Genomic DNA, 23273 nt, shown 5'->3' with positions numbered 1-23273 from the left:
GGCCGGTCCGGCCTGCGTTCAAGCGATCGTTTTCCGGAACTGCGGCTTGGTGCGCCTAGTCGTTGGCTTCCGGCGGTAGGAAGTTGACCTCGTGCTCAGCCGAGACCTTCACCACCTCGGCCACGTCGGTCATGTTGTCGAGCTTGATGAACAGGTCTTCCAGCATTCGGGCCGGCGACACCCAGAACAGCGCCCGCGTCGGCTTGTCCGACTTGTTGAAGTAGCCGTGTGGAATGCCCCTGGGCATGCGCACGAGATCGCCGGCCTTGGCCTTAACCCATTCACCATCGAGCTTGAGGTCGAGTTCGCCCTCCTGCACCAGGATGAACTCGTCCTGGGTCGGATGGATATGCACGGGCACGAACTGGCCGGGCGCGCTGTTGGTCTCGAAGGCGAAGGTCGAGTCGCACACGGCCTTCGGAAAATAGACCTGGCCCAGGATGTTCCAGCTCTTGCCGGCAAAGCCCTTGCCGTCCTCGGTGATGCCCTTGGCGAGATTGTCAGACATGAATTTCCTCCCTTTGCCGGACCGCCTTTTCTTGGAAAGGTCCCGGTCCTCCACGGCAGAGAATGCCCGCATCCCGGCAAAACGCTATCCGGCAAACGTTCGGACTATCCAGAAAACGAAATAATCGTTTTCCCCGCCTGCGGCATTTCAGGCTCCGGTTGGCGGCCGTCCGAACTGTGTTACCATCCCTGGATGGAAACGGACGTGGCAACGCGCGCGGCCCCGCTTTCACGGCATGTCCTGTTTCAGTCCGACGACCTCGACTGCGCCAGGGAGCGGGTAGCCCAGAAGTTCTGCAACCACCGGCTCGACATCATCGGCGACCGGCGTCCCTTCCGCGCTGCCCATCATCATGTCCGCGGCGACATGATCTCGCTCAACTACATCAGCTATGGTGCCGACGTTCTGATCGACCCAGGCGAACTCGGCCATTTCTACCTGATCCAGATCCCGCTCGCCGGCGCCGCCACCATTCGCAACGGCCGCAAGGAATTCGTCTCCCATGGCGGCGCCGCCTCCGTGCTCAACCCGCATTGGGCCACCCGCATGCGCTGGTGGCAGGACTGCGCGCAGCTGCTTGTTCAGGTTCGGAGGACGCCGTTCCAGGCTTTTGCCGAGCGCGTGCTCGACCGCGAGTTGCCTGACGCCGTCAGCTTCGATCCGGAAATCGATATGACGCGGCCCGAGATGATCGCCTGGCGCGGCTTCATCGACGCCCTTGTCCATGATGCCGAACGGGAGCCCTCGCCCGCGGCCGATCTCAGCCGCGCCTTCCGCGAACAGCAATTGCTCGAGTTTTTCATCCGGGCGCAGCCGGGCAATCTCGCGCCCTTCATGGACGGGCGTAGCCAGGCCACAGCACCTCGCCATGTCAGACGTGCCGAAGAGTTCATCCGCACCCATGCCGAGGCACCCATCGCCCTGCTCGACATCGCCGAGGCATCGGGCGTCAATTGCCGCACGCTCCAGCTCGCCTACAAGTCGACCTACGGCTTCTCGCCCATGCACGCGCTGCACAAGGAGCGCATGCGCCGCGTGCGCTACGACCTGCTGCAGGGCGACGCGGCAACCTCGGTCGCCGACATTGCCCTCAAATGGGGCTTTTCCCATTTGGGCCGCTTCTCGGCCGCCTACCGCCAGGAATTCGGCGAACTGCCGCGCCAGACCTTGCGCAACCGGGCTGGCTGACCTTCTGACCCACGCCGCTTGACGGGCAGCGGCCCGCAGTCGCCTCATGGACGCAAGCCAGCTCCCTTGCGTTGATGATAGGTCAGCGCCGCCCGCAGGCAGAATGCCAGTGCAGCCTCTGGAATGGCCGCGTCTGCGGGAACGATCACCGCCCTGTTGCCCTCGAACTCCAGCTCGCCGCCAAGATGAGATCGGAAGGTCTCTACCAGCGTCGTGTTGCAGTTGAAGAACACCGCGCACCTGCCGGGCAAGGACCTGGTTGCGCCCAGCCGGACCGTCGATCCGCTGCCGCTTGCTTGCGTCAGATAGGCAGGCTCGCCCCATTTGAGCGTTTCGGTCAGCGTCCCCACGCCTTCGGTTTCCGCCGCGACCTCGAAGATCAGGTCACGGATGTCGAGCAACCGGGTCCGCACTGTCTCGGGATGACGCGAGAGCGCTTCGAGGATCGGTTTAGGTGCCGGCGGCGCGGGCGCCTTTGCAACCTCATGCATGCTGCACCTCGTCGGCCAGCGCCAGCTCGACCGCGGCCTCGGCATGGATCTTGACCATGTCATAAGCTGGCATCGGATAGTCCTCCATGGCCAGCACCAACGGCAGCTCCGTACAGGCCACGACGACCGCTTCTGCCCCCTGCGCCTGCAGGCCCTGCGCCACGCGCAGCAGCAGCGATTTGGATTCCGGCTTGACGATGCCAAGCGTCAGTTCGTCGATGATCATCCTGTGCACGGCCAGGCGTTCGTCCTCCGGCGGCACAAGCGCTCCGATGCCGAACTGCCGGTTGAGTCTCTCAGCGAGAAAACCAAGTTCCATCGTGTAGCGTGTGCCCAGCAGCCCGACCCGCTTGTGTCCGGCCGCCTGCAACAGCTTGCCGGTCGGATCGGCGATATGCAGCAGCGGGATGCTGATGGCGTCGGCGACCTTGTCGGCGACGTAATGCGGCGTCACCGCCGTCAGCATGGCGAAAGCGGCACCGCCCGCCTCCAGATGCCGCGCCGCCTTGGTGATCACCTCGGCAATCCGATCCCAATCGCCCTTGGCGGCAAGGTCGTTCAGTTCGTCGAAGTCGAGCGAATACATCAGCGACCGCGCATTGTGATGCCCACCCAGCCTGCCATGTGCCGCCTGATTGATCAGACGATAATAGAGCGCGCTGGATTCCCAGCTCATGCCCCCAAGCAAACCGATCAGTTCAGTCTGGCGTCCGGTCATCATCTTCCCCCCCCAAGCGCCCGGAACAGACATCGGACGACAGACATCAGTTCGGGATCAACAGGAAGTTATTCAAGTCCGACAGCAAGCTGAACCCGTTCCATGTGAACGGTACTTGACGATAGGCGTCCGGCGGACTTGAAGCCAGCGTCCTGTCTATGTCACCGCACAAATTCCGCTAGCTGTGGAAGGACCCAGGCCACGAGTGTGTATTCTCGCAGACATTCTGACGAGATCTAGGCTGACCTCTGCGCAATAATCGGGATTCTTGCTGCCGCCAGAAATCTTGAAGCCAGTCGCCTAGTTCTTGAATCCTATCCCAAAAACATGGCCCCGCCGCTCCGGGGAGCGCACGGGGCCTTTTATCGGGTTGTGCCCTTGATTGCCGGGAGTGGTTTACCGGCTTGCTATCTCGGATGCGTAGTGGCGCTCGGCCACAGATCCGACCATGGTCTCAAATTGTAAGGGGATCAACAGATCACGGTTTGCCAGGCTTTTCACAAGGAATTGCCGCACCTGTGCCTGCTGCGGTTCCGTCTGCTTAGCGGAACCTTTTGGGACTGTCCGGTGGAGTCATGCCTAGCTCCTACGTCAGTTGTGCCAATTGTGCGCCCGCTGCTCAACTCGCGTGTCTGCGGCGTCTCGCAGACCGACCGTAGCATGGTGAGGAGCCCTCAAGGGAGGCTCGGCCTCAGGCGACATCAGCAGTCTGCATCCCTGATTCGGTCACGTCAACTACAACATTGTTAGAGGGAAAAAATGTGATCGAAGGTCGGGTTCAGCCGCTCCGATCCAGCCAACACTCCTGCCATACCGTTGTCAGCATGGCGTTCGGCCTTTGTTCTTTTCACTTGCCCGCCGGCGCCAAAGGCGCTTAAACGCAATGCGGAGTGAACGGCCGCCTCTCGACCGGGCGGCAAAAATACCTACATGAGGGGATGGTCGGGCAAACCCGCCACTCCGAGCAATTCCAGATTTGAGGCGGCGGCGCGGCAATGGCCGATCATAAGTACATTTCCATTCGCGGTGCGCGCGAACACAATCTCAAGAATGTCGACCTCGACCTGCCGCGTGACCGGCTGATCGTGATGACCGGCCTGTCCGGCTCGGGCAAGTCGTCGCTCGCCTTCGACACCATCTATGCCGAGGGTCAGCGCCGTTATGTCGAGAGCCTCTCGGCCTATGCCCGCCAGTTCCTCGAGATGATGCAAAAGCCCGACGTCGACCAGATCGACGGCCTGTCGCCGGCAATCTCGATCGAGCAGAAGACGACGTCGCGCAACCCGCGCTCGACGGTCGGCACCGTCACCGAGATCTACGACTACATGCGCCTTCTGTTTGCGCGCGTCGGTGTCCCCTATTCGCCGGCCACCGGCCTGCCGATCGAGAGTCAGACTATCTCGCAGATGGTCGACCGCGTGCTGGCGCTGGACGAAGGCACCCGCCTGTTCATCCTTGCCCCCATCGTCCGTGGCCGCAAGGGCGAGTACAAGAAGGAGTTGGCCGAGCTTCAGAAGAAGGGCTTCCAGCGCGTCAAGATCGACGGCGCTTTCTACGAAATCGGCGAAGCACCTGTTCTCGACAAGAAGTACAAGCATGACATCGACGTCGTCGTCGACCGCATCGTCGTCCGCCCCGATCTCGCCACCCGCCTGGCGGATTCGATGGAAACGGCGCTGAAGCTCGCCGATGGCCTTGCCGTCGCCGAGTTCGCCGACAAGCCGCTCGACGCCAGCCAGACCGGCGAAGACTCGGTCAACAAGTCCGCCAACGAAACCCACGAGCGCATTCTTTTCTCGGAAAAATTCGCCTGTCCCGTCTCGGGCTTCACCATTCCCGAGATCGAGCCGCGGCTGTTTTCGTTCAACAATCCGTTCGGCGCCTGCCCGGCCTGCGACGGTCTCGGCAACCAGCGCGCCATCGACCCGGCCCTAATTGTGCCCGAGGATCATGTCTCGCTGCGCGAGGGTGCTGTCGCGCCCTGGGCCAAGTCGACCTCGCCCTATTACGCCCAGACGCTGGAAGCGCTCGGCAAGGTCTATGGCTTCAAGCTCGGCGATCGCTGGCGCGACCTCTCGTCGGAAGCCCAGGAAGCCATCCTGCGCGGCACGGGTGCTAAGGAAATCACCTTCAACTATGACGACGGCCTGCGTTCCTACAAGACGACCAAGACCTTCGAGGGCGTGATCCCCAACCTCGAACGCCGCTGGAAGGAAACCGAATCCGCCTGGATGCGCGAGGAGATCGAGCGCTTCATGTCGGCGACGCCCTGCCCGGCTTGCGCTGGCTATCGCCTCAAGCCCGAGGCGCTCGCCGTCAAGGTTGGCGGCAAGCACATCGGCGAGGTCACCGGCCAGTCGATCCGCAAGGCCAACGCCTGGTTCGAAGAGCTTCCGGCCCTCCTCAACGACAAGCAGAACGAGATCGCCGTCCGCGTCCTCAAGGAGATCCGCGAGCGCCTGCGCTTCCTCAACGACGTCGGCCTCGACTATCTGACGCTGTCGCGCAACTCCGGCACGCTGTCGGGTGGCGAAAGCCAGCGCATCCGTCTCGCCTCGCAGATCGGCTCGGGCCTGACAGGCGTGCTCTACGTGCTCGACGAGCCGTCGATCGGCCTGCACCAGCGCGACAACGACCGTCTGCTCGACACGCTGCGCCATCTCAGGGACCTCGGCAACACGGTCATCGTCGTCGAGCATGACGAGGATGCAATCCTGACCGCCGACTATGTCGTCGACATCGGCCCCGCCGCCGGCATCCATGGCGGCAATATCATCGCCGAAGGCACGCCGCAGCAGGTCATGGCCAATCCGAACTCGATCACCGGCAAATATCTGTCGGGCGAGCTTGAGATCGCCACGCCGGCGACGCGCCGCGAGCTGAAAAAGAACAAGCGCATCAAGGTGGTCGGCGCGCGCGGCAACAATCTGAAGAACGTCAGCGCCGAGATCCCGCTGAGCACCTTCACCGCCGTCACAGGCGTGTCGGGCGGCGGCAAGTCGACCTTCCTGATCGAGACTCTGTTCAAGGCGGCGTCGCGCCGCATCATGGGGTCGCGCGAGCACCCGGCCGAGCACGACCGCATCGAGGGTCTCGAATTCCTCGACAAGGTCATCGACATCGACCAGTCGCCCATCGGCCGCACGCCGCGCTCCAACCCGGCCACCTACACCGGCGCGTTCACGCCGATCCGCGACTGGTTCGCCGGCCTGCCGGAGGCCAAGGCGCGCGGCTACCAGCCGGGACGCTTCTCCTTCAACGTCAAGGGCGGCCGCTGCGAGGCCTGCCAGGGTGACGGCGTCATCAAGATCGAGATGCACTTCCTGCCCGACGTCTACGTCACCTGCGACGTCTGCCACGGCAAACGCTACAACCGCGAGACCCTCGACGTGTTGTTCAAGGGCAAGTCGATCGCCGACGTGCTCGACATGACGGTCGAGGAAGGCGTCGAGTTCTTCGCCGCGGTTCCGGCGGTGCGCGACAAGCTGACGACGCTCAACCAGGTCGGCCTGGGGTACATCCACATCGGCCAGCAGGCCAACACGCTGTCGGGCGGCGAAGCCCAGCGCATCAAGCTCGCCAAGGAGTTGTCGCGCAAAGCGACGGGCAAGACGCTCTACATCCTGGACGAGCCGACCACCGGCCTGCATTTCCACGACGTGGCCAAGCTGCTCGAGGTGCTGCACGAACTCGTCGACCAGGGCAACACGGTCGTCGTCATCGAGCACAATCTCGAGGTCATCAAGACCGCCGACTGGGTGCTCGACCTTGGCCCCGAGGGCGGCGACGGCGGCGGCGAGTTGGTGGCGGCAGGCCGTCCCGAGGACATCGTCGCCGAACCGCGCAGCTACACCGGCCGGTTCCTCAAGGACCTGCTGGAACGCCGACCCAAGGGCAAGAGAGAGGCGGCGGAGTAGTCGCCTTTTGCCCCGAAACCGGGTTTTCAGGCTGTACAGCAACGTCCCGCACCACATCTTTGAGTGGCTGGGGATTTACGCCGGCCCTCACGTTGTTCGCCAGTCTGGGCGAAGGATAGGGTCGAGCGATTGGTATGATGTAACCATTGTGGTCGAAGAATCGCCTGCAGTACGATGTTTTGAAGATTGGCTCTCCGTTCGAGGCGATCGCGGACGTCTCGAAATCGAGGTCCTTTATCAGTCTCGAACTGAAATATTGTCGTTCGAAGAGGCTGTCTGGGTTGCTGCAATCAGGGCAGATGCGGAAAAGGGCCCGACCTGAGCGCTTCCGCAACAGACCACCAGGTCATTGCCTGGCAGCAAAGCCCTCGCTGAGGACTTTCCAAGGAAAGCACGAGGCAGCCGGATACGCTCTGCCTCGTTTCACGACTGTAGATTTCAGCCCTTACCGGCGGTCTTGGCGCCTGGCTTCAGCATCTTCCAGTTACCGTAGAAGATCGCGTTGACCTTCTCGACCAGCACCGAAATCACCGAGACGAGGGATGAAATCAGACGCGGGAATGGCGTCGGCCTGACGATGTCCATGAACACGCAGTAGCGCCGGGCGTCATACTGGTTGACCGAGCGATGGATCAGCGTGTCGTCGAAAATGTAGAGCGGATCGTCGTGCCAGTAGTGCTTTTGGTCGCCGCATTCGATGAATATCTGGTCTGTCTTCACCGGCGACAGATTGTAGAGCACGCGCAGCGTCAGGCGGATCGGGCCGTAGTGGAACGACGTCGATTCGCGTCCCGAGAACACCGAAACGGCGATCGTCTTGATGAAGCGGAACTCGCGCTTGAACTCCTGGATGTTGTGCGCGTTCTCCTTGCCGTACCACCTGTACACATACATGCCGCGCCGGCCGGCCTCGAACACCTTGTCGATGTCGCCGACGACCTCGTCCTTGCGCGCCCTAAACGTGTCGAGCACGAAGTCGACCTCCTCCTGCCATTCGGGCGGCAGGTCCTGCAGCTTGTAGATGCCCTTGTTGCGATAGCTCAAAAGGTCGATCAGCAGGTTGAACGGCGACAGAAGCCATGTCGGGATGCCGTTGCCGAGGAAATAGCGCTCGAACACCATGGCGTCGCGGCGCGTGTTGCGCATGACGTCGATCAAGCCGGTGGCGAGGAAAAACAACGTGACCACGGGAATGAAATAAAGCCCCGCGGCAAGGACCACCGCCGCGATGGCCAGCTTGCGGATGGTACGGTTAGACATGCTCATGGTCGGCCCCAGATTGGTGGAAGTCGCTCGAAAAGCCCCGGCACACTCATAGGCGCGGCAAACGCATTTGAACAGCCGGGGGCGACTCTCGGAAAACAGGGTTGAGCACGCCTACATTGCGACAACCTGTACAAATTCACCGAACATACAGGTCAGGCGGCCTTCACTGCCCCAGCTTCGCTGCGCAGCAGCCACCAGCCATAGATGCCGATGGGGCGGGCAATCAGGAATTCCCTGATTTCCGAGAGCTCATAGCCATCTGCGATGCGGCAACGATGTCAGGAGGGTTCGCCGCACGCCTCATCGCGGCTTTGCCGCGGCAGCCTGTTCGGCTAGAAATGGCCGCACAAACGCATGCGCTGAGGGGGTCGTCGATGAGTGGAAAAATCCGTGCCGGCATGGGCGGCTGGACCTTCGAGCCGTGGGAAGGCACGTTCTATCCGGAGAAGCTGTCCAAGGCCAAGCAGCTCCAGTTCGCCGGCAGCCAGGTGCCATCGATCGAGGTCAACGGCACCTATTATTCCGGTTTCAAGGAACCGACCTTCCTGAAATGGGCCTCCGAGACACCTGACGGTTTCGTCTTCTCGCTCAAGGGCAACCGCTTCGTCACCAACCGCCGCGTGCTGGCCGAGGCAGGCGAATCGATCGAGCGTTTCGTCACCCAGGGCATTGCTGCCCTCGGCGAAAAGCTCGGCCCGATCCTGTGGCAGTTCGCCCCCACCAAGAAGTTCGACGCCGACGATTTCGAGGGCTTTCTCAAGCTGCTGCCCGAAAAGCTGGATGGCATCACCCTTCGCCATGCGCTCGAAGTGCGCAATGCGAGCTTCGTCGTGCCCGAATTCGTCCAACTGGCTCGCAAGTACAACGCAGCCATCGTTTATGCCGACCACGCCACCTATCCGGCAATTGCCGACGTGACAGGCGATTTCGTCTATCTCCGGCTGCAGACCGGCAGCGATGACAATCACGACTGCTACACGCCAAAAGCACTCGACGAATGGGTCGAACGTGCAAAGACCTTCGCTGCAGGCGGCGTCCCGGCCGACCTCGACCGCGCCGATCCTTCGACCGAGGCTCCGGTCAAGCCGCGCGACGTGTTCGTCTACTTCATCACCGAGGGCAAGGTCCGCGCCCCGTTCGGCGCCATGGCCTTCATGAAGCGGATCAACGGATAGAGCAATTCCAGAGATCTGTGCGGCGGTTTCCCGCCCGCACCTGCGTCACGACAAAGGACGTTTCCACGGTTCGAAGCGACGCGGAAATGCTCTGATCTCTTGACGCGTCAGACTCCGGCGGCGCGCCCGGAACCAGCCGTCAACGCGTCCCAGCCAGCCATCGCGCCATCGGCCACCGCCAACAGCGTCTCGCGCGTCGCACCGTCGCGCGCCTGTACCGACATGCCCTGCTGTACGGCTATGATGAAGGCAGCCAGCCCGGCGCAGTCGGTCGTTGACGGCAGGTCGCCCTGCTCCACGGCAAGCCGCAGCCGCTCGTTCAGCTGCCGCGTGCTCGACAGCCGGCGCTCACTGAGATCGTTGAACACCTCACGATTGCTTTCGCTGACATTGAGCGCGCCCAGCACGATCAGGCAGCCCCTGGGATCATCGGGTTCGCTGAACGCCCTGGCCGAAGCGCAAAGGAAACTCGCAATCGCCTCCCTGATGCTGCCGGGGCGCTCGAAGGCACCCCAAACCGCGACGCCTTCGGTCGCGCCATAGAGATCGACAGCTTCGCGAAACAACGTCTCCTTGCTGCCGAATGCAGCGTAAAGGCTGGGCGAGTTGATGCCCATCGCTGTCGTCAAATCCGCCAGGGACGACCCGTCATAACCCTTCTTCCAGAATACCCGCATCGCCTGCCGCAAGGCTGCATCGCGATCGAAGCTGCGCGGACGACCCTTCTGAGACATCGAAAGCCTTTCTGTTATGATCGATACATAAATCCCTTGACCACTCGGGGCAAGAGTGCCACCTATTTTGTATTGTTCATTACAGAAAGATGGATCATGCCCACCTCACCCAACGCCACCGACCTCCACGGCAAGGTCGCCCTCGTCACCGGCGGCAGCCGCGGCATCGGTGCGGCCATCGCCCGGCAACTGGCAGCCGCCGGCGCTGATGTCGCCTTGACCTATGCCCGCTCGGCCGAAAAGGCACAGGGCGTCGTCGCTGATATCGAAGCCAAAGGTCGCCGCGCGATGGCGATCCAAGCCGACAATCTCGATGCGAAGGCTGTCGAGGCAGCCGTCACCAAAACTGTCTCCTCGTTCGGCCGCCTGGACATCCTCGTCAACAGCGCCGGCATCTGGCATGCCGGTACCATCGACACAGTCACGCTGGCCGAGCTCGACGCGGTGATGTCGGTCAATTTCCGTGCCCCCTTTATCGCCTCCCGCGCGGCTTCAGGAGTCATGCCCGAGGGCGGTCGCATCATTTCCATCGGCAGCAATCTCGCCGACCGTGTTCCCTTCGAGGGCATCGGTCTCTATTCGGCCAGCAAGGCAGCACTGGTCGGTCTGACCAAGGGACTGGCGCGCGACCTTGGCCCGCGCGGCATCACCGTCAATATCGTCCATCCCGGCTCCACCGACACCGACATGAACCCGGCCGAAGGTGACGGCGCCGACCACCAGCGCAATCTCATGGCCATCCCGCGCTTCGGCTCCCCCGACGACGTCGCCGGCCTCGTCACCTGGCTCGCCGGCCCCCAGGGCCGCTTCGTCACCGGTGCCGCACTCACCATCGACGGTGGAACCAACGCCTGAGTTACAGGAGCTTTTCCGGCAGGAGCGGTGGAGAACCGTTTTCCATCCTCTTGCGCGCTGCAGTGGCCTGTTTGGCCTGGGCAGATGGCCGTCATCCCGGCTCCGGACCGGCAATGCTGCGCCGTCACAACGCTTCGCCATCGCGGTGTCGGAAATGGGCACCGTGATAGCGCGACGGATCCAGAGCCTCAATCCGAGTGGGTCTCGCTTCGCTCGCCCGGCATGACGGTCTCACAGGTCAGCGCGCCCGAACCGTCCTCGGGGCGCCCTCGCCCCCTCACCCAACCAACCCAGCAGTCACCTCTCTCAGCGCCAGCGGCAGGTCCTCTGCAATCAGCCCTGGCCCGAAACGTCGAGCCGCGTCGGCATGCATCCACACAGCCGCACAGGCAGCCTCGAAATGCGGCATGCCCTGCGCCACCAGAGCTGCGACAATTCCCGACAAGACATCGCCGGAGCCGGCAGTGGCCAGCAGCGGCGTGCCGTTGCTGTTGATTGCGGCCCGCCCGTCAGGCGCGGCGATGACCGTGTCGGGGCCTTTGTAGACGACGACGGCATGCGCCTTCACGGCCGCCGCACGAGCCCGCTCCAGTTTGGACAACGACGCATCGGCAGTTATCTCAGGAAACAGCCGTCCGAACTCGCCATGATGAGGCGTCAGCACCAGCGCCGGCCCGGGTCGTTTTCGCGCTTCGAAAAAGGCTGCCCTCTGTCGCGAAAGCGAGGTGATGCCGTCGGCATCGAGCACCAGCGTGCCAAAACGGCCTGGCGCATGCCCCATCAGTTCAAGCGCGAAGCGGCCCACCTCGGGCTCGGGGCTGAGGCCGGGCCCATAGACCAGCACTGCCGGCCTGCGGGCATCGAGAAAGGCAATGGCGTCCTCGAAACTGTCCGAGCGCCTGAGAATGATCGAGGTCAGATGCGCCGCATTTGCCGACAACGCCGATCCCGGTGACAGCACCGTAACAGCCCCAGCACCCGCGCGCGCAGCAGCCATGGCCGACAGCCGCGCCGCGCCGGTCGCCGCAACCCCGCCGGAGAAGACGCCGACATGGCCGCGGCTGTATTTGTGGTCATTTTCGGCAGGCACCGGAAACTGCCCGCGCCACCAGCCCGGATCGCTCTCCAGGCAGCGCGTTCCGGTGGCAACGATTGTGGCATCGGAAATGCCGATGTCGGCAACCACAACTTCACCGCACAGCGCCCGCCCCGGATAGAGCAGATGGCCGGGCTTCTTGCGCGCGAAGGTCACGGTTACAGTTGCAGCGAAGGCGCCGCCAAGGACATCGCCGCTCGCACCCGAGACGCCCGAAGGCAGGTCGACGGCAACGACGGCGACGTCGGCCGCATTGGCTCGCTCGATGGCCGCAAGCACTTCGCCGCCGAGTGGCTTCGCAAGCCCGGCGCCAAATAGCGCATCGACAACGACATCGTTGCCGCCGGGTGCAAAGGCCGCCAGCGGTTCGGGCGCAACGGCACAGTCGGCTGCCGCCAGGGCGGCGTCGCTCCCGGCCCTTGGCGTACCCAGTGCAAACAGCCTGACGGAATGCCCAGCTTCACTGACCAGACGCGCCACCACATAGCCGTCGCCGCCGTTGTTGCCCGGGCCGCAAAGGACATGGACCGTCTGCGACGACGGAAACCGCTCCAGGATCAGATCGGCGATGGCACCTCCTGCCCGGCGCATGAGGCAATATCCGTCGACCGGGCCGCCAGCAATCGTCAGCCGGTCGGCTTCGGCCATTTCAGTCGGGGTCAGAAGCTCGAATGCCATGGCAACAATCCGGAAAATGCGCTTGTTTGATCCAGAGTTAGCATACCGCAACCATCGATCGGAACAGCGCCGGCACACCCCATCGCACCAGCATACGCCCAAATTTTAGGCAGGCTGCCACCCTTTTGCCCAACGACCATCTTGCCGCAGCGATGAAAATTTGTGCGGCCGCTGGAAAACCCGTAGAGATTGAAGTCGAATCCCCGCCTTTCCAGCGGCTTGCCGTCGACACCGATCAAACTTGCCGCAGATCCGGCAACTGGCATGCTTCGTGCTTGAGATGCGCGTGTGGGTTCGTCGCCCCGATGAAGTTCCCGGCAGTGGAGGCCAGTATTCGCATGAAAAAGATCGAAGCGATCATCAAGCCGTTCAAGCTCGACGAAGTGAAGGAAGCGCTCCAGGAAGCTGGCCTGCAGGGCATCACGGTTACCGAGGCCAAGGGCTTCGGCCGCCAGAAGGGCCACACCGAACTCTACCGCGGCGCCGAATATGTCGTCGACTTCCTGCCCAAGGTGAAGATCGAGGTCGTGCTCGGCGACGAGGCCGTCGAAGGGGCCATCGAAGCAATCCGCAAGGCCGCCCAGACCGGCCGCATCGGCGACGGCAAGATTTTCGTCTCCAACATCGAGGAAGTGGTGCGCATCCGCACCGGCGAGACAGGCATCGACGCCATCTGATCCTGCCTCTCGCAGCAATCAGCGTTCAAACGTCATCACAAGGGAAAATTGATATGACGACAGCCAAAGACGTAATGAAGCAGATCAAGGACAACGACGTTAAGTTCGTTGACCTGCGCTTCACCGATCCGAAGGGCAAGCTCCAGCACGTCACCATGGACATCGCCGAGGTCGAGGAAGAGATGTTCGCCGACGGCGTCATGTTCGACGGCTCGTCGATCGCCGGCTGGAAGGCCATCAACGAATCCGACATGGTCCTGATGCCCGACCTGGACACGGTCCATATGGACCCGTTCTTCGCCCAGTCGACCATGGTCATCCTGTGCGACATCCTCGATCCGGTTTCGGGCGAAGCCTACAACCGCGACCCGCGCGGCATCGCCAAGAAGGCCGAGGCCTATCTGAAGTCGGAAGGCTTCGGCGACACCGTCTATGTCGGCCCGGAAGCCGAATTCTTCGTCTTCGACGACGTCAAGTACAAGGCCGATCCCTACAATACCGGCTTCAAGCTCGACTCGACCGAACTGCCGTCGAACGACGACACCGACTACGAGACCGGCAACCTCGGCCACCGTCCGCGCGTCAAGGGCGGCTATTTCCCGGTTCCTCCGATCGACAGCTGCCAGGACATGCGCTCCGAGATGCTGACGGTGCTGTCCGAGATGGGCGTGCGCGTCGAAAAGCACCACCACGAGGTGGCAGCCGCCCAGCACGAGCTCGGCATCAAGTTCGACACGCTGGTCCGCAACGCCGACAAGATGCTGATCTACAAGTATGTCGTGCACCAGGTCGCCAACGCCTATGGCAAGACGGCCACCTTCATGCCGAAGCCGATCTTCGGCGACAACGGCTCGGGCATGCACGTCCACATCTCGATCTGGAAGAACGGCAAGCCGACCTTCGCCGGCAACGAATATGCCGGCCTGTCGGAAAGCTGCCTCTATTTCATCGGCGGCGTCATCAAGCACGCCAAGGCGATCAACGCCTTCACCAACCCGCTGACCAACTCCTACAAGCGCCTGGTCCCCGGTTACGAGGCTCCGGTCCTGCTCGCCTACTCGGCGCGCAACCGTTCGGCTTCCTGCCGCATCCCGTTCGGCTCGTCGCCGAAGTCGAAGCGCGTCGAGGTTCGTTTCCCCGATCCGGGCGCGAACCCCTATCTCGGTTTCGCCGCCCTGCTAATGGCCGGCCTCGACGGCATCAAGAACAAGATCCACCCCGGTCAGCCGATGGACAAGGATCTGTACGACCTGCCGGCCAAGGAGCTCAAGAAGATCCCGACCGTCTGCGGCTCGCTGCGTGAAGCTCTCCAAAGCCTCGACAAGGACCGCGGCTTCCTCAAGGCCGGCGGCGTCTTCGACGATGACCAGATCGACTCGTTCATCGAGCTGAAGATGGCAGAGGTCATGCGCTTCGAAATGACCCCGCACCCGGTCGAATACGACATGTACTATTCGATCTAAGCATCGAAAAAGACAGAGAAAAGCCCCGGATCACTCCGGGGCTTTTTTGTTTGGCGAGACGGCGATCGACAAATCTCGACGCCGTGGAGGATGCGCTGCCAAACGATGCGTCAGATGCTCTTCGCGCCCATCTGCTCGGCGATGTAGTCGGCCTGGCGGATGGCCAGGGTAACGATCGTCAGCGTCGGGTTCTCGGCAGCTCCGGTGGTGAACTGGCTGCCGTCGGAGACAAACAGGTTCTTGATATCATGCGTCTGGCCCCATTTGTTGACCACGCCGTCGGACGCCTTCTCGCTCATGCGGTTGGTGCCGAGATTGTGGGTCGAGGGGTATGGCGGCGTCGGGAACGTCCTGGTGGCGCCGACCGCGTCATACATCGCCATGCCCTGCTTGTAGGCGTGGTTGCGCATGGCGACGTCATTGGGATGGTCGGTGAACCACACGTCGGGGATCGGCATGCCATATTTGTCCTTCAGCTCGCCATGCAGCTTCACCGCATTCTGCTCCTGCGGCATGTCCTCGCCGACGATCCACATGCCGGCCATGCGGTCGTAGTGATCGAGCGCCGAAGTGAAAGACCGGCCCCAGCCGCCGGGGTCGAGGAACGCCGCCATGAACGGCAGTCCGAGCGACAGCGTCTCGAGTTCGTAACCGCCGACGAAACCGCGCGACGGATCGTGCCTCGCCTCGTCCCGGACGATGCCCGCCATGATCGTGCCGCGCCAGAAATGCACCGGCTTCTCGAATACGGCGTAGACCGAGCCCGTGGTGTGGCGCATGTAGTTCTTGCCCACCTGCCCCGACGAATTGGCAAGCCCGTCGGGATACTTCGACGACGCCGAGTTGAGCAGGATGCGCGGGCTTTCGATCGAGTTGCCGGCGACGCAGACGATGCGCGCTTTCTGGCTCTGCGTCTTGCCTTCCTTGTCGGCATAAACGACTGACGTCACCTTGCCGCTGTCGTCATGCTCAATCTTGAGCACATGGCTGTTGGGCCTGACCTCCAGCTTGCCCGTCGCCTCACCCTTGGGAATTTCGGTGTAGAGCGTCGACCACTTGGCGCCCCATTTGCAGCCCTGGAAGCAGAACCCCGTCTGTTGGCAGCCCATGCGACCGTCGCGTTCGGCCGAGTTGATAGCCATGCGACCAGTGTGGCACTCCTTGTAGCCGAGCTTGTCGGCTCCGGCCTTGAACACCTTGAAATTGTTGTTGCCGGGCAGGCCTTCGATGCCGTTGGTGCGGGTCACGCCCATCTTGTCCTCGGCCTTGGCGTAGTAGGGCTCGAGGTCGGCGAGCGTGATCGGCCAGTCGAGAAGATTGGCGCCCTCTACCTTGCCGTAGTTTGTCAGTGCCTTGAACTCATGCTCCTGGAAGCGCAGCGACGCGCCCGCCCAATGTGTGGTCGTGCCGCCGACCGCCTTGACGATCCAGGCTGGCAGATTGGGAAAGTCCTTGTGCACGCGCCAGCCGCCGCCTGTGGTTCGATTGTCGAGCCAGGCGAGTTGGGCGAAGGAGTCCCATTCGTCGTTGACGAAGTCCTCATATTCGATGCGCGGGCCGGCTTCGAGAATGACGACGTCGATGCCCTTTTGGGCGAGTTCGTTGCCAAGCGTGCCGCCGCCGGCTCCGGAGCCGATGATGACGACGACGCTATCGTCGTTGAGACCATAAGGTGCAGGCATGATTTCCTCCCGGGAATGCTGAAAAGCTGGGTTCGCGACCGGGCCGGTCAGAGCCACTCGATGTCGTCGAAGCCGCGCGCGATGTATCCGCCCTTGGAGTAGGACTCGCCTTCGTAGCCAAAGATCGGCCACAGCTCCTTCTGATTGTAGAGCCCGACGACGAGCCCGCCCCTGACAGCCTGGAAGAACGGGGTGCTTTCGATCTGCCGGAGGACGGCGACGCGCTGGTCTTCCCAGCCAAGGCCCGTGTACCCGCCGGCGCCGGCCTTCTGATCGAGATCGGCGATGCCTTTCTCGATCAGCTCCTTGTGGGCCGGGTCCTTACCGGCGAGCTCGTCATGGCTCTTGATCGCGATGGCGTAGAACTTGTCCGGCACCTGGTCGTGCGGATAGACATCGCGCGCCATCTGGATCAGCGTCGCCACGGTTTCGGGTTTGAGCGCAGTGCTTTCGAGCCCCCAGGCCTCGCTGGCGCTGAGTACGGCAGAGCCACTGATGATGAGCAGCGCGCCAGCGGCCGTGCCCCGCTTGAGCAGCTCACGCCGCGACAGGCCAGGCCTGCCTTGATAGATCGTCACCATGATTTCCTCCCTTGCTTGCTATGCGCGCTGGGCGCTTGGCTGGCGCGGCGCTCCTCCGCCGCGGCATGTCACTTGAAGCGGCCGCTCCTCTGCAAAACCTCGATCTTGTAGCCGTCAGGATCTTCAATGAAGAAGAAGCGGGCCAATGGCGTACCGCCCGGCGCGAAGTCGACGATGTCCTTGGGGCTGAGCCCGGCGGCAACCATGCGGGCGCGCTCGGCGTCAAGATCGGCCACCGACACGGCGAGATGGCCGTAGCCGTCGCCGAGGGCATAGGGCTCGGCCCTGCCCTTGTTGACCGTCAGTTCGACTTCGAACTCGGTCTCGAGATTGCTGAGATAGACCAGCGTGAAGGTCTCGAAGTCCAGCCTGTCGGCGATTTCGAGGCCGAAAGCCGCGCGATAGAATGACAGCGAGCGCGCTTCATCGAGCACACGCACCATGGAATGGATTGCCTTGGCCATTCGCCCTCCTGGCAGTTGGAACAGGACGATTATGAATCCGTGCAAAGCCAAGTGGTGGCAGCCCGTTACCACGCTTGCCGGAGCATAGTTTGCTACCCAGGAACGAATGCATGGTTGCGATGGCATGCCGTTGGGTCGATGATGGCATTCAAGAGCCAGCACCGGCACAATCAGCCGGAGCAAGCCATCGGGAGGATTGATATGTGCAAGGTGTTTGCCGGACAGGATCCGAAGGGCTATCGCCAGATCAACCGGTCGATCCGGATCGCCGGACATTCGACCAGTATCCAGCTGGAGGCGACGTTCTGGGACCTGCTCGACGAGATCGCATCCTCGCAGGGGCTGACGACGCCGAAATTCATCTCGAAGCTCTATGACGAGGCGATCGAGATCAACGGCGAGATCCCCAATTTCGCTTCGATGCTGCGCACCACCTGTGCGCTCTATCTACGCGGCCACAAGCCGGGCACCGACGAGATCGATGCCTTGAAGCGCCAGGCAGCCTAGCGCCGCATCCTGGCAGGCCGGAAACAAAAAAAGCCCCGGGAATCCCGGGGCTTTTTTTGTGGCGACCTGCTCGATTGTTAGGCAGCAGCCCGGGTCTCGACGTCGGTCGGAACCGTGGAGATCGTCTTCAGGATTTGCGAGGCGATCTGGTAAGGGTCGCCCTGCGAGTTCGGGCGGCGATCCTCGAGATAACCGCGGTAGTCGTCGCGCACGAAACTGTGCGGCACGCGGACCGAGGCGCCGCGGTCGGCCACGCCCCAGGTGAAGACGTTGATCGAGGCCGTCTCGTGCTTGCCGGTCAGGCGCAGGTGATTGTCAGGGCCGTAGACGGCAATGTGATCGGCGCGAGCCTCGCCGAAGGCTGCCATGAGCGCTTCGAAATAGGCCTTGCCACCAGTCTCGCGCATATAGGCGGTCGAGAAGTTGGCGTGCATGCCCGAACCGTTCCAGTCGGTGTCTCCGAGCGGCTTGCAGTGGTACTCGATGTCGATCTCGTACTTCTCGGTCAGGCGCTGAAGCAGATAGCGGGCCAGCCAGATCTCGTCGGCCGCCTTCTTCGAACCCTTGCCGAAAATCTGGAACTCCCACTGGCCCTTGGCCACCTCGGCATTGATACCTTCGTGGTTGATGCCGGCCTCGAGGCACAGGTCGAGATGCTCCTCGACGATCTGGCGGGCGATGCTGCCGACATTCTTGTAGCCGACGCCGGTGTAGTATTCGCCCTGCGGAGCCGGGAAACCGCTCTCGGGGAACCCGAGCGGACGGCCGTCCTTGTAGAAGAAGTATTCCTGTTCAAAGCCGAACCAGGCGCCGTCGTCCTCAAGCACGGTAGCGCGGGTGTTCGAGGCGTGCGGGGTGACACCATCGGGCATCATCACTTCGCACATGACGAGCACGCCGTTCTTGCGTGCGGGATCGGGATAGACGGCGACGGGCTTCAGGACACAATCCGAGCTTTTGCCTTCGGCCTGCATGGTCGAGCTGCCGTCGAAGCCCCAGTAAGGGAGTTGCTCGAGCTTCGGGAATTCAGCGAACTCCTTGACCTGCGTCTTGCCGCGAAGGTTCGGGGTCGGCTTGTATCCGTCCAGCCAAATGTACTCGAGCTTGTACTTCGTCATGCTAAACCTCTCATAGTCGCGCAGGCCATCCGCGGCCTTGTCGACATATGCGAAGCAAGCCCTGTGCCAGTTTGGATTCCGGCGCATTTGCGCGGTTGGCGGCAGGCAGCAAAAACGCTCCTGCACAAATATTAGGCACCAAGATTGTTATCCGGCGCAAAACTGCCCAACCATCGGGCTGGGCTTCCGACAGGCACGCGTCAGCTGCCGCGCAACGCTTCGAGCAGCGCCACCGATGCCAGCATGTCACGCTTGCGGTTGGAGCGGCGGGCGATGGCCTCGGAATCCTGGCCCCAGTGCTCGATCTGCCAGTCTTCGTCGACATGGGCGGCCGACCAGGCTTCTTCGGCACTGAGTTCGCCCATATCCACCGCGAGCGCCAGCAGCGCCGAGCCCGTCAGTGTCGTCATCAGATGCAGTGCTGCAAGGCGCATAGGCTCCTTGCGCTGGGACAGATGCACGCCAAGTGCGGCGATCGCCTCGCGCGGCTGCTCGACATGCACGATGCCTTCGGCGAGCACGAAGCGCGCACCGAGCGAGGCATGTGCCCAGTCAAGTACCGGATCCCAGGCTTCCGACTGGCGCTCGACCAGCTTTTCGGGGCCGTCTGCGCGGTAGCAGAGCAGGTCCGACGAAGAGAAGCGCAGGATATCCTCAAGCACGGCCTGCGGGTCGGTGGCGACACCGTCGATTGCCGTGTTGGCCAAGCGCAGTACCGGCATGGTGAAAGGATCGATACTCTCGACCTGGGCCGCGAACTCGTCGGCGACGAGCTGTGCGGCAGCTGCCGTCGGCAAGGCCAGCAGTGCCTTGCCAGGCGTGCGTACCGGCTTGCCATCGAGTTGGACGGCGTGGCCGCCCTCGACCGGCGCGACCGACACTTCCTTGTAGAAGCGCTTGGGCAGCGGCGTCCGCATCTGAATCTGCGCCCGGCGCATCGGGTTCGGATCCGACAGCATGTCCCCGGCTTCGAGGTCGCTCAGTATGTCTCGCATCTCTACTCCGTTACGTCAGCGCGTTTTCGCTGCGGCCGGTTCACCAGGCTCAGCCCGGCGCCAATCAGGCCGAGCGCCAGAAAAATCTTCCAGGTCAGGGGCTCGTCAAGCACCAGCCAGCCGCAAATGACGCTGAATGCCGGCGACAGGAAGGCAAAGCTCGACAGGCCCGCCGCCGGATATCGCCGCATCAGCCAGAACCACAGAATATAGGTGAAGGCAACGACATAAACAGCCTGGAACAGCAACGCGCCAACGGCCACCGGTGTCACATCACGGATTGCTGGGCCAGAAAGCGGCACCAGCGGTATCGCCATCAGCGACGAGACGACCAGCTGATAGAGCAGGACCTTCTCCGCTCCCGCAGCCGACAGTCGAGATCCCTTCACCACCAAGGTGGTTACCGCCCAGAGGAAGCCGGCGGTCAGGCCGAGCATGTCACCGAACAGGGTCGAAGCGCCCTCGCCGCCAAGCCTGTCGGAAAAGACCACCGCCACGCCGCAGAAGGCCAGCACAAGGCCGCTGAACTTCAGCATCGTCATGCGCTCGCCGAGCCAGAAATGTGCACCGACAAGCACCCAGAACGGCATCGTGTTGATCAGCAGCGAGCTGCGGCCGACCGTGGTGAATTCGAGCGCCATGAACACAAGGATGAACTCGCCGCCGAAGAGCAGCCCGGCGAGGATGCCGCTCCACAGCGTGCCGTCCTTGTTGAACAGCGGAACACCGCGCCAGAAGCACCACAGGAACACTACCGCCGCCGCGATGCCCGAGCGGGCGACATTAAGGAAGATCGGGTTGAACCCGAGGGTGGCGAGCTTGGCGGCAACACCGTTCATGCCCCAGGAGAAGGTGAGCAGAAGCATGAAGGCGACCGCAGCAGAGTCGATGCTGTCGCGGCGATCAAGAGGCTGGGCTGCTGCTGTCATGAATGTCCCCCGCGCCCGACGCGCGATCTGCGTGTCGAATACCGATAACACGACTCTTCTTGTCCGCCGGTTGCATGCACGTACAGGCCAAGGGCGCGCAGCGGGGAACATATCCCACGTCGCCGCCGGCCCGTTGGGCCAGCTAGTCGATAAGGGTGAGCAGTTCGGCCGGCGCAGCGAGCACCTGGTGCGCGCCCGACGCAATCAGGCCCTCGCGGGGATGATAGCCCCATGCGACGCCGATGGCGCGAGCGCCTGCGTTCCGTGCCATCTGCATGTCGTAGATGGCGTCGCCGACGACGAAGGTCACGGCCGGATCGATGCCCATTTCCGCACAGCATTCCAGCACCATGGCCGGGTGCGGCTTGGACGGACAGTCGTCGGCAGTGCGGATGGTCAGGAAATGACGGCCGAAGCCGTGTGTTTCCATCACCCGATCGACACCGCGGCGCGACTTGCCGGTGACCATGCCGATGAGCACGTCGTCGCGCCGAGCAAGCGTCCCGATCAGTTCAGCAATGCCGTCATAGAGCGGCTCCTCGAAGTTCGGCAGTTGCCGCGAGGCGATGAAGTGTTCCTTGTAACGTCCTGCGAGCCTTGTGCTTTCGGCATCGGGGGCGCGATTGAGCAAGGTCGCAATGGCGATATCAAGCGTGAGGCCAATGATGCTTTTGGTGGCCGCCATGTCGGGCTCCGGCAAACCGGCCTCGCGGAACGTCGTCACCATCGAGGCGTGGATGACGCCCACGCTATCGACGAGCGTGCCGTCGCAATCGAACAGAACCAGTTTCATCCCGCTTCAGCCCTTGGTCGCCGTGACGCTCAAGCGTCCGGCTCACCGCTCTCATCGTCGAAACCGATCAGGTTCCAGCTCTGGCGCATATGCGGCGGCATCGGCGCGGTGACGTCGATAACGCCATGATCGGGATGCGGAATGACGATGCGGCGCGCATGCAGATGCAGCTTGTTCTGCAAACCGCCGGGGAATTCCCAGTTGGTATCGTGCTCAAAATATTTCGGATCGCCGATGATCGGGCAGCCGATATAGGCGGCATGGACACGCAACTGGTGCGTACGACCCGTATAGGGCTCCATCTCCAGCCAGGTCAGCGCCTGCGCAGCCTGCTCGAGGATGCGGTAGTAGGAAACGGCGTGATCGGCGCCCTTTTCGCCATGCTTGGCAACGCGCATGCGGTCGCCATCGGGCGTCTGCTCCTTGATCAGCCACGTCGAGATCTTGTCTTCGCGCTTGGGCGGCACGCCCTTGACCAGGGCCCAATAGGTCTTCTTGGTTTCGCGGGCGCGGAACGCCTCGGAAAGCTTCATCGCCGCAAGACGCGTGCGTGCCACGACCAGCACGCCAGAGGTGTCGCGGTCGAGCCGGTGCACCAGGCGCGGCTTCTCGCCCTTCTTGTTGCGCCAGGCTTCCAGCATGTCGTCGAGGTGGCGCACGACGCCCGAACCGCCCTGCACGGCAAGGCCGGCCGGCTTGTTGAAGACGAAGACCTTGGAATCTTCATAGATCAGCATCTTGGCCAGGACATCGCCATCGTCCTGGTCGCGCATGGTGCGCGCCGTCAGCGGGCCGTCGTTCTTCTTGTCGACTTCGAGCGGCGGAATGCGGATCACATGCCCCGGCTCGACGCGCGTATCGGCCTTGGCGCGGCCGCCATTGACGCGGATCTGCCCGGACCGCAACAGCTTCTGCAGATGGCCGAAGCCGAGCCCCGGATAATGGGACTTGAACCAGCGATCGAGCCTCATGCCCGTTTCGCCGGCTTCCACCGTGATCTGTTCAACGCCAGCCATTTTTCAAATCGTCCTTTTCGAAGCGGCCCAATAGCATCAGCCGATGCTTCTTGCGAGCCACAATCCCAGGAACAGGGCCAGAATGGCTGATATGACGCTGGCAAACGCATAGCCGAAGGCCGAAATCGTCGCTCCCCGCTCCCAGAGGGTGACAAAATCCAGCGAGAATGCCGAAAAGGTCGTGAAGCCGCCGAATATCCCGGTGGCGACGAACAGCCGAAGCTCGTTCGACGTACCGGCTCGTCGGGCAAGCCAGCCGACGAACAGACCCATTGCGAAAGAGCCGACAATGTTGATCAGCATCGTGCCCCATGGGAAATTGGGACCGAACAGGCGCAGCGAGACCAGATTGACGAGATGGCGCAGCGACGCGCCGATGGCACCGCCGAATGCAACGAGCGATAGATGAAGCATGGGCATTT

General features: G+C 62.6%; 23 protein-coding genes. 7 read left to right on the top strand and 16 right to left on the bottom strand.

Annotated elements, in window-relative coordinates; translation table 11 throughout:
• Positions 1–55 precede the first annotated feature (55 nt).
• Complete coding sequence (locus NDO48_RS13345) at positions 56–508, bottom strand: cupin domain-containing protein (RefSeq protein ID WP_018428031.1); 453 nt, start codon at positions 506–508, stop codon at positions 56–58.
• Positions 509–712: 204 nt separating this feature from the next.
• On the opposite strand from NDO48_RS13345, the gene NDO48_RS13340 reads away from it, so the two are divergent.
• Positions 713–1696 (top strand): AraC family transcriptional regulator, encoded by a 984-nt coding sequence (locus NDO48_RS13340; RefSeq protein WP_245262167.1) that lies wholly within the window; start codon positions 713–715, stop codon positions 1694–1696.
• A 44-nt stretch (positions 1697–1740) separates the two neighbouring features.
• Here NDO48_RS13340 and NDO48_RS13335 read toward each other — a convergent pair whose 3' ends face one another.
• Positions 1741–2187, bottom strand: coding sequence for a DUF1801 domain-containing protein (locus NDO48_RS13335; RefSeq protein ID WP_081623472.1), 447 nt, complete (start codon positions 2185–2187; stop codon positions 1741–1743).
• A complete protein-coding gene (locus NDO48_RS13330; RefSeq protein ID WP_157632876.1) occupies positions 2180–2905 on the bottom strand; it encodes an aspartate/glutamate racemase family protein in 726 nt (241 codons plus the stop codon). Before NDO48_RS13330 ends, NDO48_RS13335 begins: the two co-directional genes overlap by 8 nt.
• Before the next feature lie 995 nt (positions 2906–3900).
• Here NDO48_RS13330 and uvrA point away from each other — a divergent pair.
• The gene (uvrA, locus tag NDO48_RS13325; RefSeq protein ID WP_267321625.1) at positions 3901–6822 is read left to right on the top strand and encodes an excinuclease ABC subunit UvrA; all 2922 of its coding nucleotides are present in this window, start codon (positions 3901–3903) and stop codon (positions 6820–6822) included.
• Between the two features lie 438 nt (positions 6823–7260).
• Here uvrA and NDO48_RS13320 read toward each other — a convergent pair whose 3' ends face one another.
• On the bottom strand, positions 7261–8088 hold the full coding sequence (locus NDO48_RS13320) for an aspartyl/asparaginyl beta-hydroxylase domain-containing protein (protein WP_018428036.1): 828 nt from the start codon (positions 8086–8088) through the stop codon (positions 7261–7263).
• A gap of 374 nt (positions 8089–8462) precedes the next feature.
• Between NDO48_RS13320 and NDO48_RS13315 the strand changes: the two genes are divergently transcribed.
• Positions 8463–9263 (top strand): DUF72 domain-containing protein, encoded by an 801-nt coding sequence (locus tag NDO48_RS13315; protein ID WP_040456194.1) that lies wholly within the window; start codon positions 8463–8465, stop codon positions 9261–9263.
• Positions 9264–9370: 107 nt separating this feature from the next.
• On the opposite strand, the gene NDO48_RS13310 is transcribed toward NDO48_RS13315, so the two are convergent.
• Positions 9371–9997, bottom strand: coding sequence for a TetR/AcrR family transcriptional regulator (locus NDO48_RS13310; RefSeq protein WP_018428038.1), 627 nt, complete (start codon positions 9995–9997; stop codon positions 9371–9373).
• Positions 9998–10093: 96 nt separating this feature from the next.
• On the opposite strand from NDO48_RS13310, the gene NDO48_RS13305 reads away from it, so the two are divergent.
• The gene (locus NDO48_RS13305; RefSeq protein WP_018428039.1) at positions 10094–10852 is read left to right on the top strand and encodes an SDR family NAD(P)-dependent oxidoreductase; all 759 of its coding nucleotides are present in this window, start codon (positions 10094–10096) and stop codon (positions 10850–10852) included.
• A gap of 277 nt (positions 10853–11129) precedes the next feature.
• Here the strand turns inward: NDO48_RS13305 and NDO48_RS13300 are convergent, their stop codons facing one another.
• Together NDO48_RS13300 and NDO48_RS13295 are read right to left on the bottom strand one after the other, a co-directional pair.
• Positions 11130–12626, bottom strand: coding sequence for an NAD(P)H-hydrate dehydratase (locus NDO48_RS13300; RefSeq protein ID WP_267321624.1), 1497 nt, complete (start codon positions 12624–12626; stop codon positions 11130–11132).
• Positions 12608–12892: a hypothetical protein gene (locus NDO48_RS13295; RefSeq protein WP_267321623.1), complete on the bottom strand. Its 285-nt coding sequence runs from the start codon at positions 12890–12892 to the stop codon at positions 12608–12610. The genes NDO48_RS13300 and NDO48_RS13295 overlap by 19 nt, the downstream gene beginning before the upstream one ends.
• A gap of 72 nt (positions 12893–12964) precedes the next feature.
• Between NDO48_RS13295 and NDO48_RS13290 the strand changes: the two genes are divergently transcribed.
• Together NDO48_RS13290 and glnA are read left to right on the top strand one after the other, a co-directional pair.
• On the top strand, positions 12965–13303 hold the full coding sequence (locus tag NDO48_RS13290) for a P-II family nitrogen regulator (protein ID WP_018428041.1): 339 nt from the start codon (positions 12965–12967) through the stop codon (positions 13301–13303).
• 53 nt (positions 13304–13356) lie between these two features.
• Positions 13357–14766, top strand: a complete 1410-nt coding sequence (gene glnA, locus NDO48_RS13285; RefSeq protein WP_026227210.1) for a type I glutamate--ammonia ligase — start codon at positions 13357–13359, stop codon at positions 14764–14766.
• A 110-nt stretch (positions 14767–14876) separates the two neighbouring features.
• Here glnA and NDO48_RS13280 read toward each other — a convergent pair whose 3' ends face one another.
• The 3 genes from NDO48_RS13280 to NDO48_RS13270 form a co-directional block, all read right to left on the bottom strand.
• Positions 14877–16448: a GMC family oxidoreductase gene (locus NDO48_RS13280; RefSeq protein ID WP_018428043.1), complete on the bottom strand. Its 1572-nt coding sequence runs from the start codon at positions 16446–16448 to the stop codon at positions 14877–14879.
• A gap of 47 nt (positions 16449–16495) precedes the next feature.
• Positions 16496–17029 carry a twin-arginine translocation signal domain-containing protein gene (locus tag NDO48_RS13275; RefSeq protein ID WP_267321622.1) on the bottom strand — a complete coding sequence of 178 codons (534 nt, stop codon included), beginning with the start codon at positions 17027–17029 and terminating at the stop codon, positions 16496–16498.
• Between the two features lie 68 nt (positions 17030–17097).
• Positions 17098–17493, bottom strand: coding sequence for a VOC family protein (locus tag NDO48_RS13270; protein WP_267321621.1), 396 nt, complete (start codon positions 17491–17493; stop codon positions 17098–17100).
• A gap of 201 nt (positions 17494–17694) precedes the next feature.
• Between NDO48_RS13270 and NDO48_RS13265 the strand changes: the two genes are divergently transcribed.
• The gene (locus NDO48_RS13265; protein ID WP_267321620.1) at positions 17695–18000 is read left to right on the top strand and encodes a ribbon-helix-helix domain-containing protein; all 306 of its coding nucleotides are present in this window, start codon (positions 17695–17697) and stop codon (positions 17998–18000) included.
• Between the two features lie 77 nt (positions 18001–18077).
• On the opposite strand, the gene NDO48_RS13260 is transcribed toward NDO48_RS13265, so the two are convergent.
• From NDO48_RS13260 to crcB, 6 genes are all read right to left on the bottom strand, one after another.
• Complete coding sequence (locus NDO48_RS13260) at positions 18078–19118, bottom strand: glutamine synthetase beta-grasp domain-containing protein (protein WP_026227211.1); 1041 nt, start codon at positions 19116–19118, stop codon at positions 18078–18080.
• Between the two features lie 200 nt (positions 19119–19318).
• The gene (locus NDO48_RS13255; protein WP_267321619.1) at positions 19319–20113 is read right to left on the bottom strand and encodes an ATP12 family chaperone protein; all 795 of its coding nucleotides are present in this window, start codon (positions 20111–20113) and stop codon (positions 19319–19321) included.
• Between the two features lie 2 nt (positions 20114–20115).
• Positions 20116–21042 (bottom strand): DMT family transporter, encoded by a 927-nt coding sequence (locus NDO48_RS13250; protein WP_267321618.1) that lies wholly within the window; start codon positions 21040–21042, stop codon positions 20116–20118.
• Between the two features lie 142 nt (positions 21043–21184).
• Entirely contained in the window at positions 21185–21835 is a 651-nt protein-coding gene (locus tag NDO48_RS13245) for an HAD family hydrolase (protein WP_267321617.1), read from the bottom strand.
• A gap of 29 nt (positions 21836–21864) precedes the next feature.
• Positions 21865–22851: an RluA family pseudouridine synthase gene (locus tag NDO48_RS13240; RefSeq protein WP_018428051.1), complete on the bottom strand. Its 987-nt coding sequence runs from the start codon at positions 22849–22851 to the stop codon at positions 21865–21867.
• Positions 22852–22887: 36 nt separating this feature from the next.
• Entirely contained in the window at positions 22888–23265 is a 378-nt protein-coding gene (crcB, locus tag NDO48_RS13235; RefSeq protein ID WP_026227212.1) for a fluoride efflux transporter CrcB, read from the bottom strand.
• Positions 23266–23273: the final 8 nt, after the last annotated feature.

Source organism: Aminobacter sp. MET-1 (genome assembly GCF_026521175.1).
Taxonomy (GTDB): domain Bacteria; phylum Pseudomonadota; class Alphaproteobacteria; order Rhizobiales; family Rhizobiaceae; genus Aminobacter.
Note: the sequence above shows the minus strand (reverse complement) of the source record. Positions and strands in the feature narration are given on the sequence as shown.

Coding starts and splice junctions, on each gene's coding strand:
- NDO48_RS13320 (WP_018428036.1), bottom strand. CDS start 8,088: ATGAGCATGTCTAACCGTACCATCCGCAAGCTGGCCATCGCGGCGGTG.
- NDO48_RS13315 (WP_040456194.1), top strand. CDS start 8,463: ATGAGTGGAAAAATCCGTGCCGGCATGGGCGGCTGGACCTTCGAGCCG.
- NDO48_RS13345 (WP_018428031.1), bottom strand. CDS start 508: ATGTCTGACAATCTCGCCAAGGGCATCACCGAGGACGGCAAGGGCTTT.
- NDO48_RS13255 (WP_267321619.1), bottom strand. CDS start 20,113: ATGCGAGACATACTGAGCGACCTCGAAGCCGGGGACATGCTGTCGGAT.
- NDO48_RS13305 (WP_018428039.1), top strand. CDS start 10,094: ATGCCCACCTCACCCAACGCCACCGACCTCCACGGCAAGGTCGCCCTC.
- NDO48_RS13280 (WP_018428043.1), bottom strand. CDS start 16,448: ATGCCTGCACCTTATGGTCTCAACGACGATAGCGTCGTCGTCATCATC.
- NDO48_RS13250 (WP_267321618.1), bottom strand. CDS start 21,042: ATGACAGCAGCAGCCCAGCCTCTTGATCGCCGCGACAGCATCGACTCT.
- NDO48_RS13335 (WP_081623472.1), bottom strand. CDS start 2,187: ATGCATGAGGTTGCAAAGGCGCCCGCGCCGCCGGCACCTAAACCGATC.
- uvrA (WP_267321625.1), top strand. CDS start 3,901: ATGGCCGATCATAAGTACATTTCCATTCGCGGTGCGCGCGAACACAAT.
- glnA (WP_026227210.1), top strand. CDS start 13,357: ATGACGACAGCCAAAGACGTAATGAAGCAGATCAAGGACAACGACGTT.
- NDO48_RS13260 (WP_026227211.1), bottom strand. CDS start 19,118: ATGACGAAGTACAAGCTCGAGTACATTTGGCTGGACGGATACAAGCCG.
- NDO48_RS13300 (WP_267321624.1), bottom strand. CDS start 12,626: ATGGCATTCGAGCTTCTGACCCCGACTGAAATGGCCGAAGCCGACCGG.
- NDO48_RS13270 (WP_267321621.1), bottom strand. CDS start 17,493: ATGGCCAAGGCAATCCATTCCATGGTGCGTGTGCTCGATGAAGCGCGC.
- NDO48_RS13330 (WP_157632876.1), bottom strand. CDS start 2,905: ATGACCGGACGCCAGACTGAACTGATCGGTTTGCTTGGGGGCATGAGC.
- NDO48_RS13310 (WP_018428038.1), bottom strand. CDS start 9,997: ATGTCTCAGAAGGGTCGTCCGCGCAGCTTCGATCGCGATGCAGCCTTG.
- NDO48_RS13290 (WP_018428041.1), top strand. CDS start 12,965: ATGAAAAAGATCGAAGCGATCATCAAGCCGTTCAAGCTCGACGAAGTG.
- NDO48_RS13275 (WP_267321622.1), bottom strand. CDS start 17,029: ATGGTGACGATCTATCAAGGCAGGCCTGGCCTGTCGCGGCGTGAGCTG.
- NDO48_RS13245 (WP_267321617.1), bottom strand. CDS start 21,835: ATGAAACTGGTTCTGTTCGATTGCGACGGCACGCTCGTCGATAGCGTG.
- NDO48_RS13265 (WP_267321620.1), top strand. CDS start 17,695: ATGTGCAAGGTGTTTGCCGGACAGGATCCGAAGGGCTATCGCCAGATC.
- NDO48_RS13295 (WP_267321623.1), bottom strand. CDS start 12,892: ATGCCAGTTGCCGGATCTGCGGCAAGTTTGATCGGTGTCGACGGCAAG.
- NDO48_RS13240 (WP_018428051.1), bottom strand. CDS start 22,851: ATGGCTGGCGTTGAACAGATCACGGTGGAAGCCGGCGAAACGGGCATG.
- crcB (WP_026227212.1), bottom strand. CDS start 23,265: ATGCTTCATCTATCGCTCGTTGCATTCGGCGGTGCCATCGGCGCGTCG.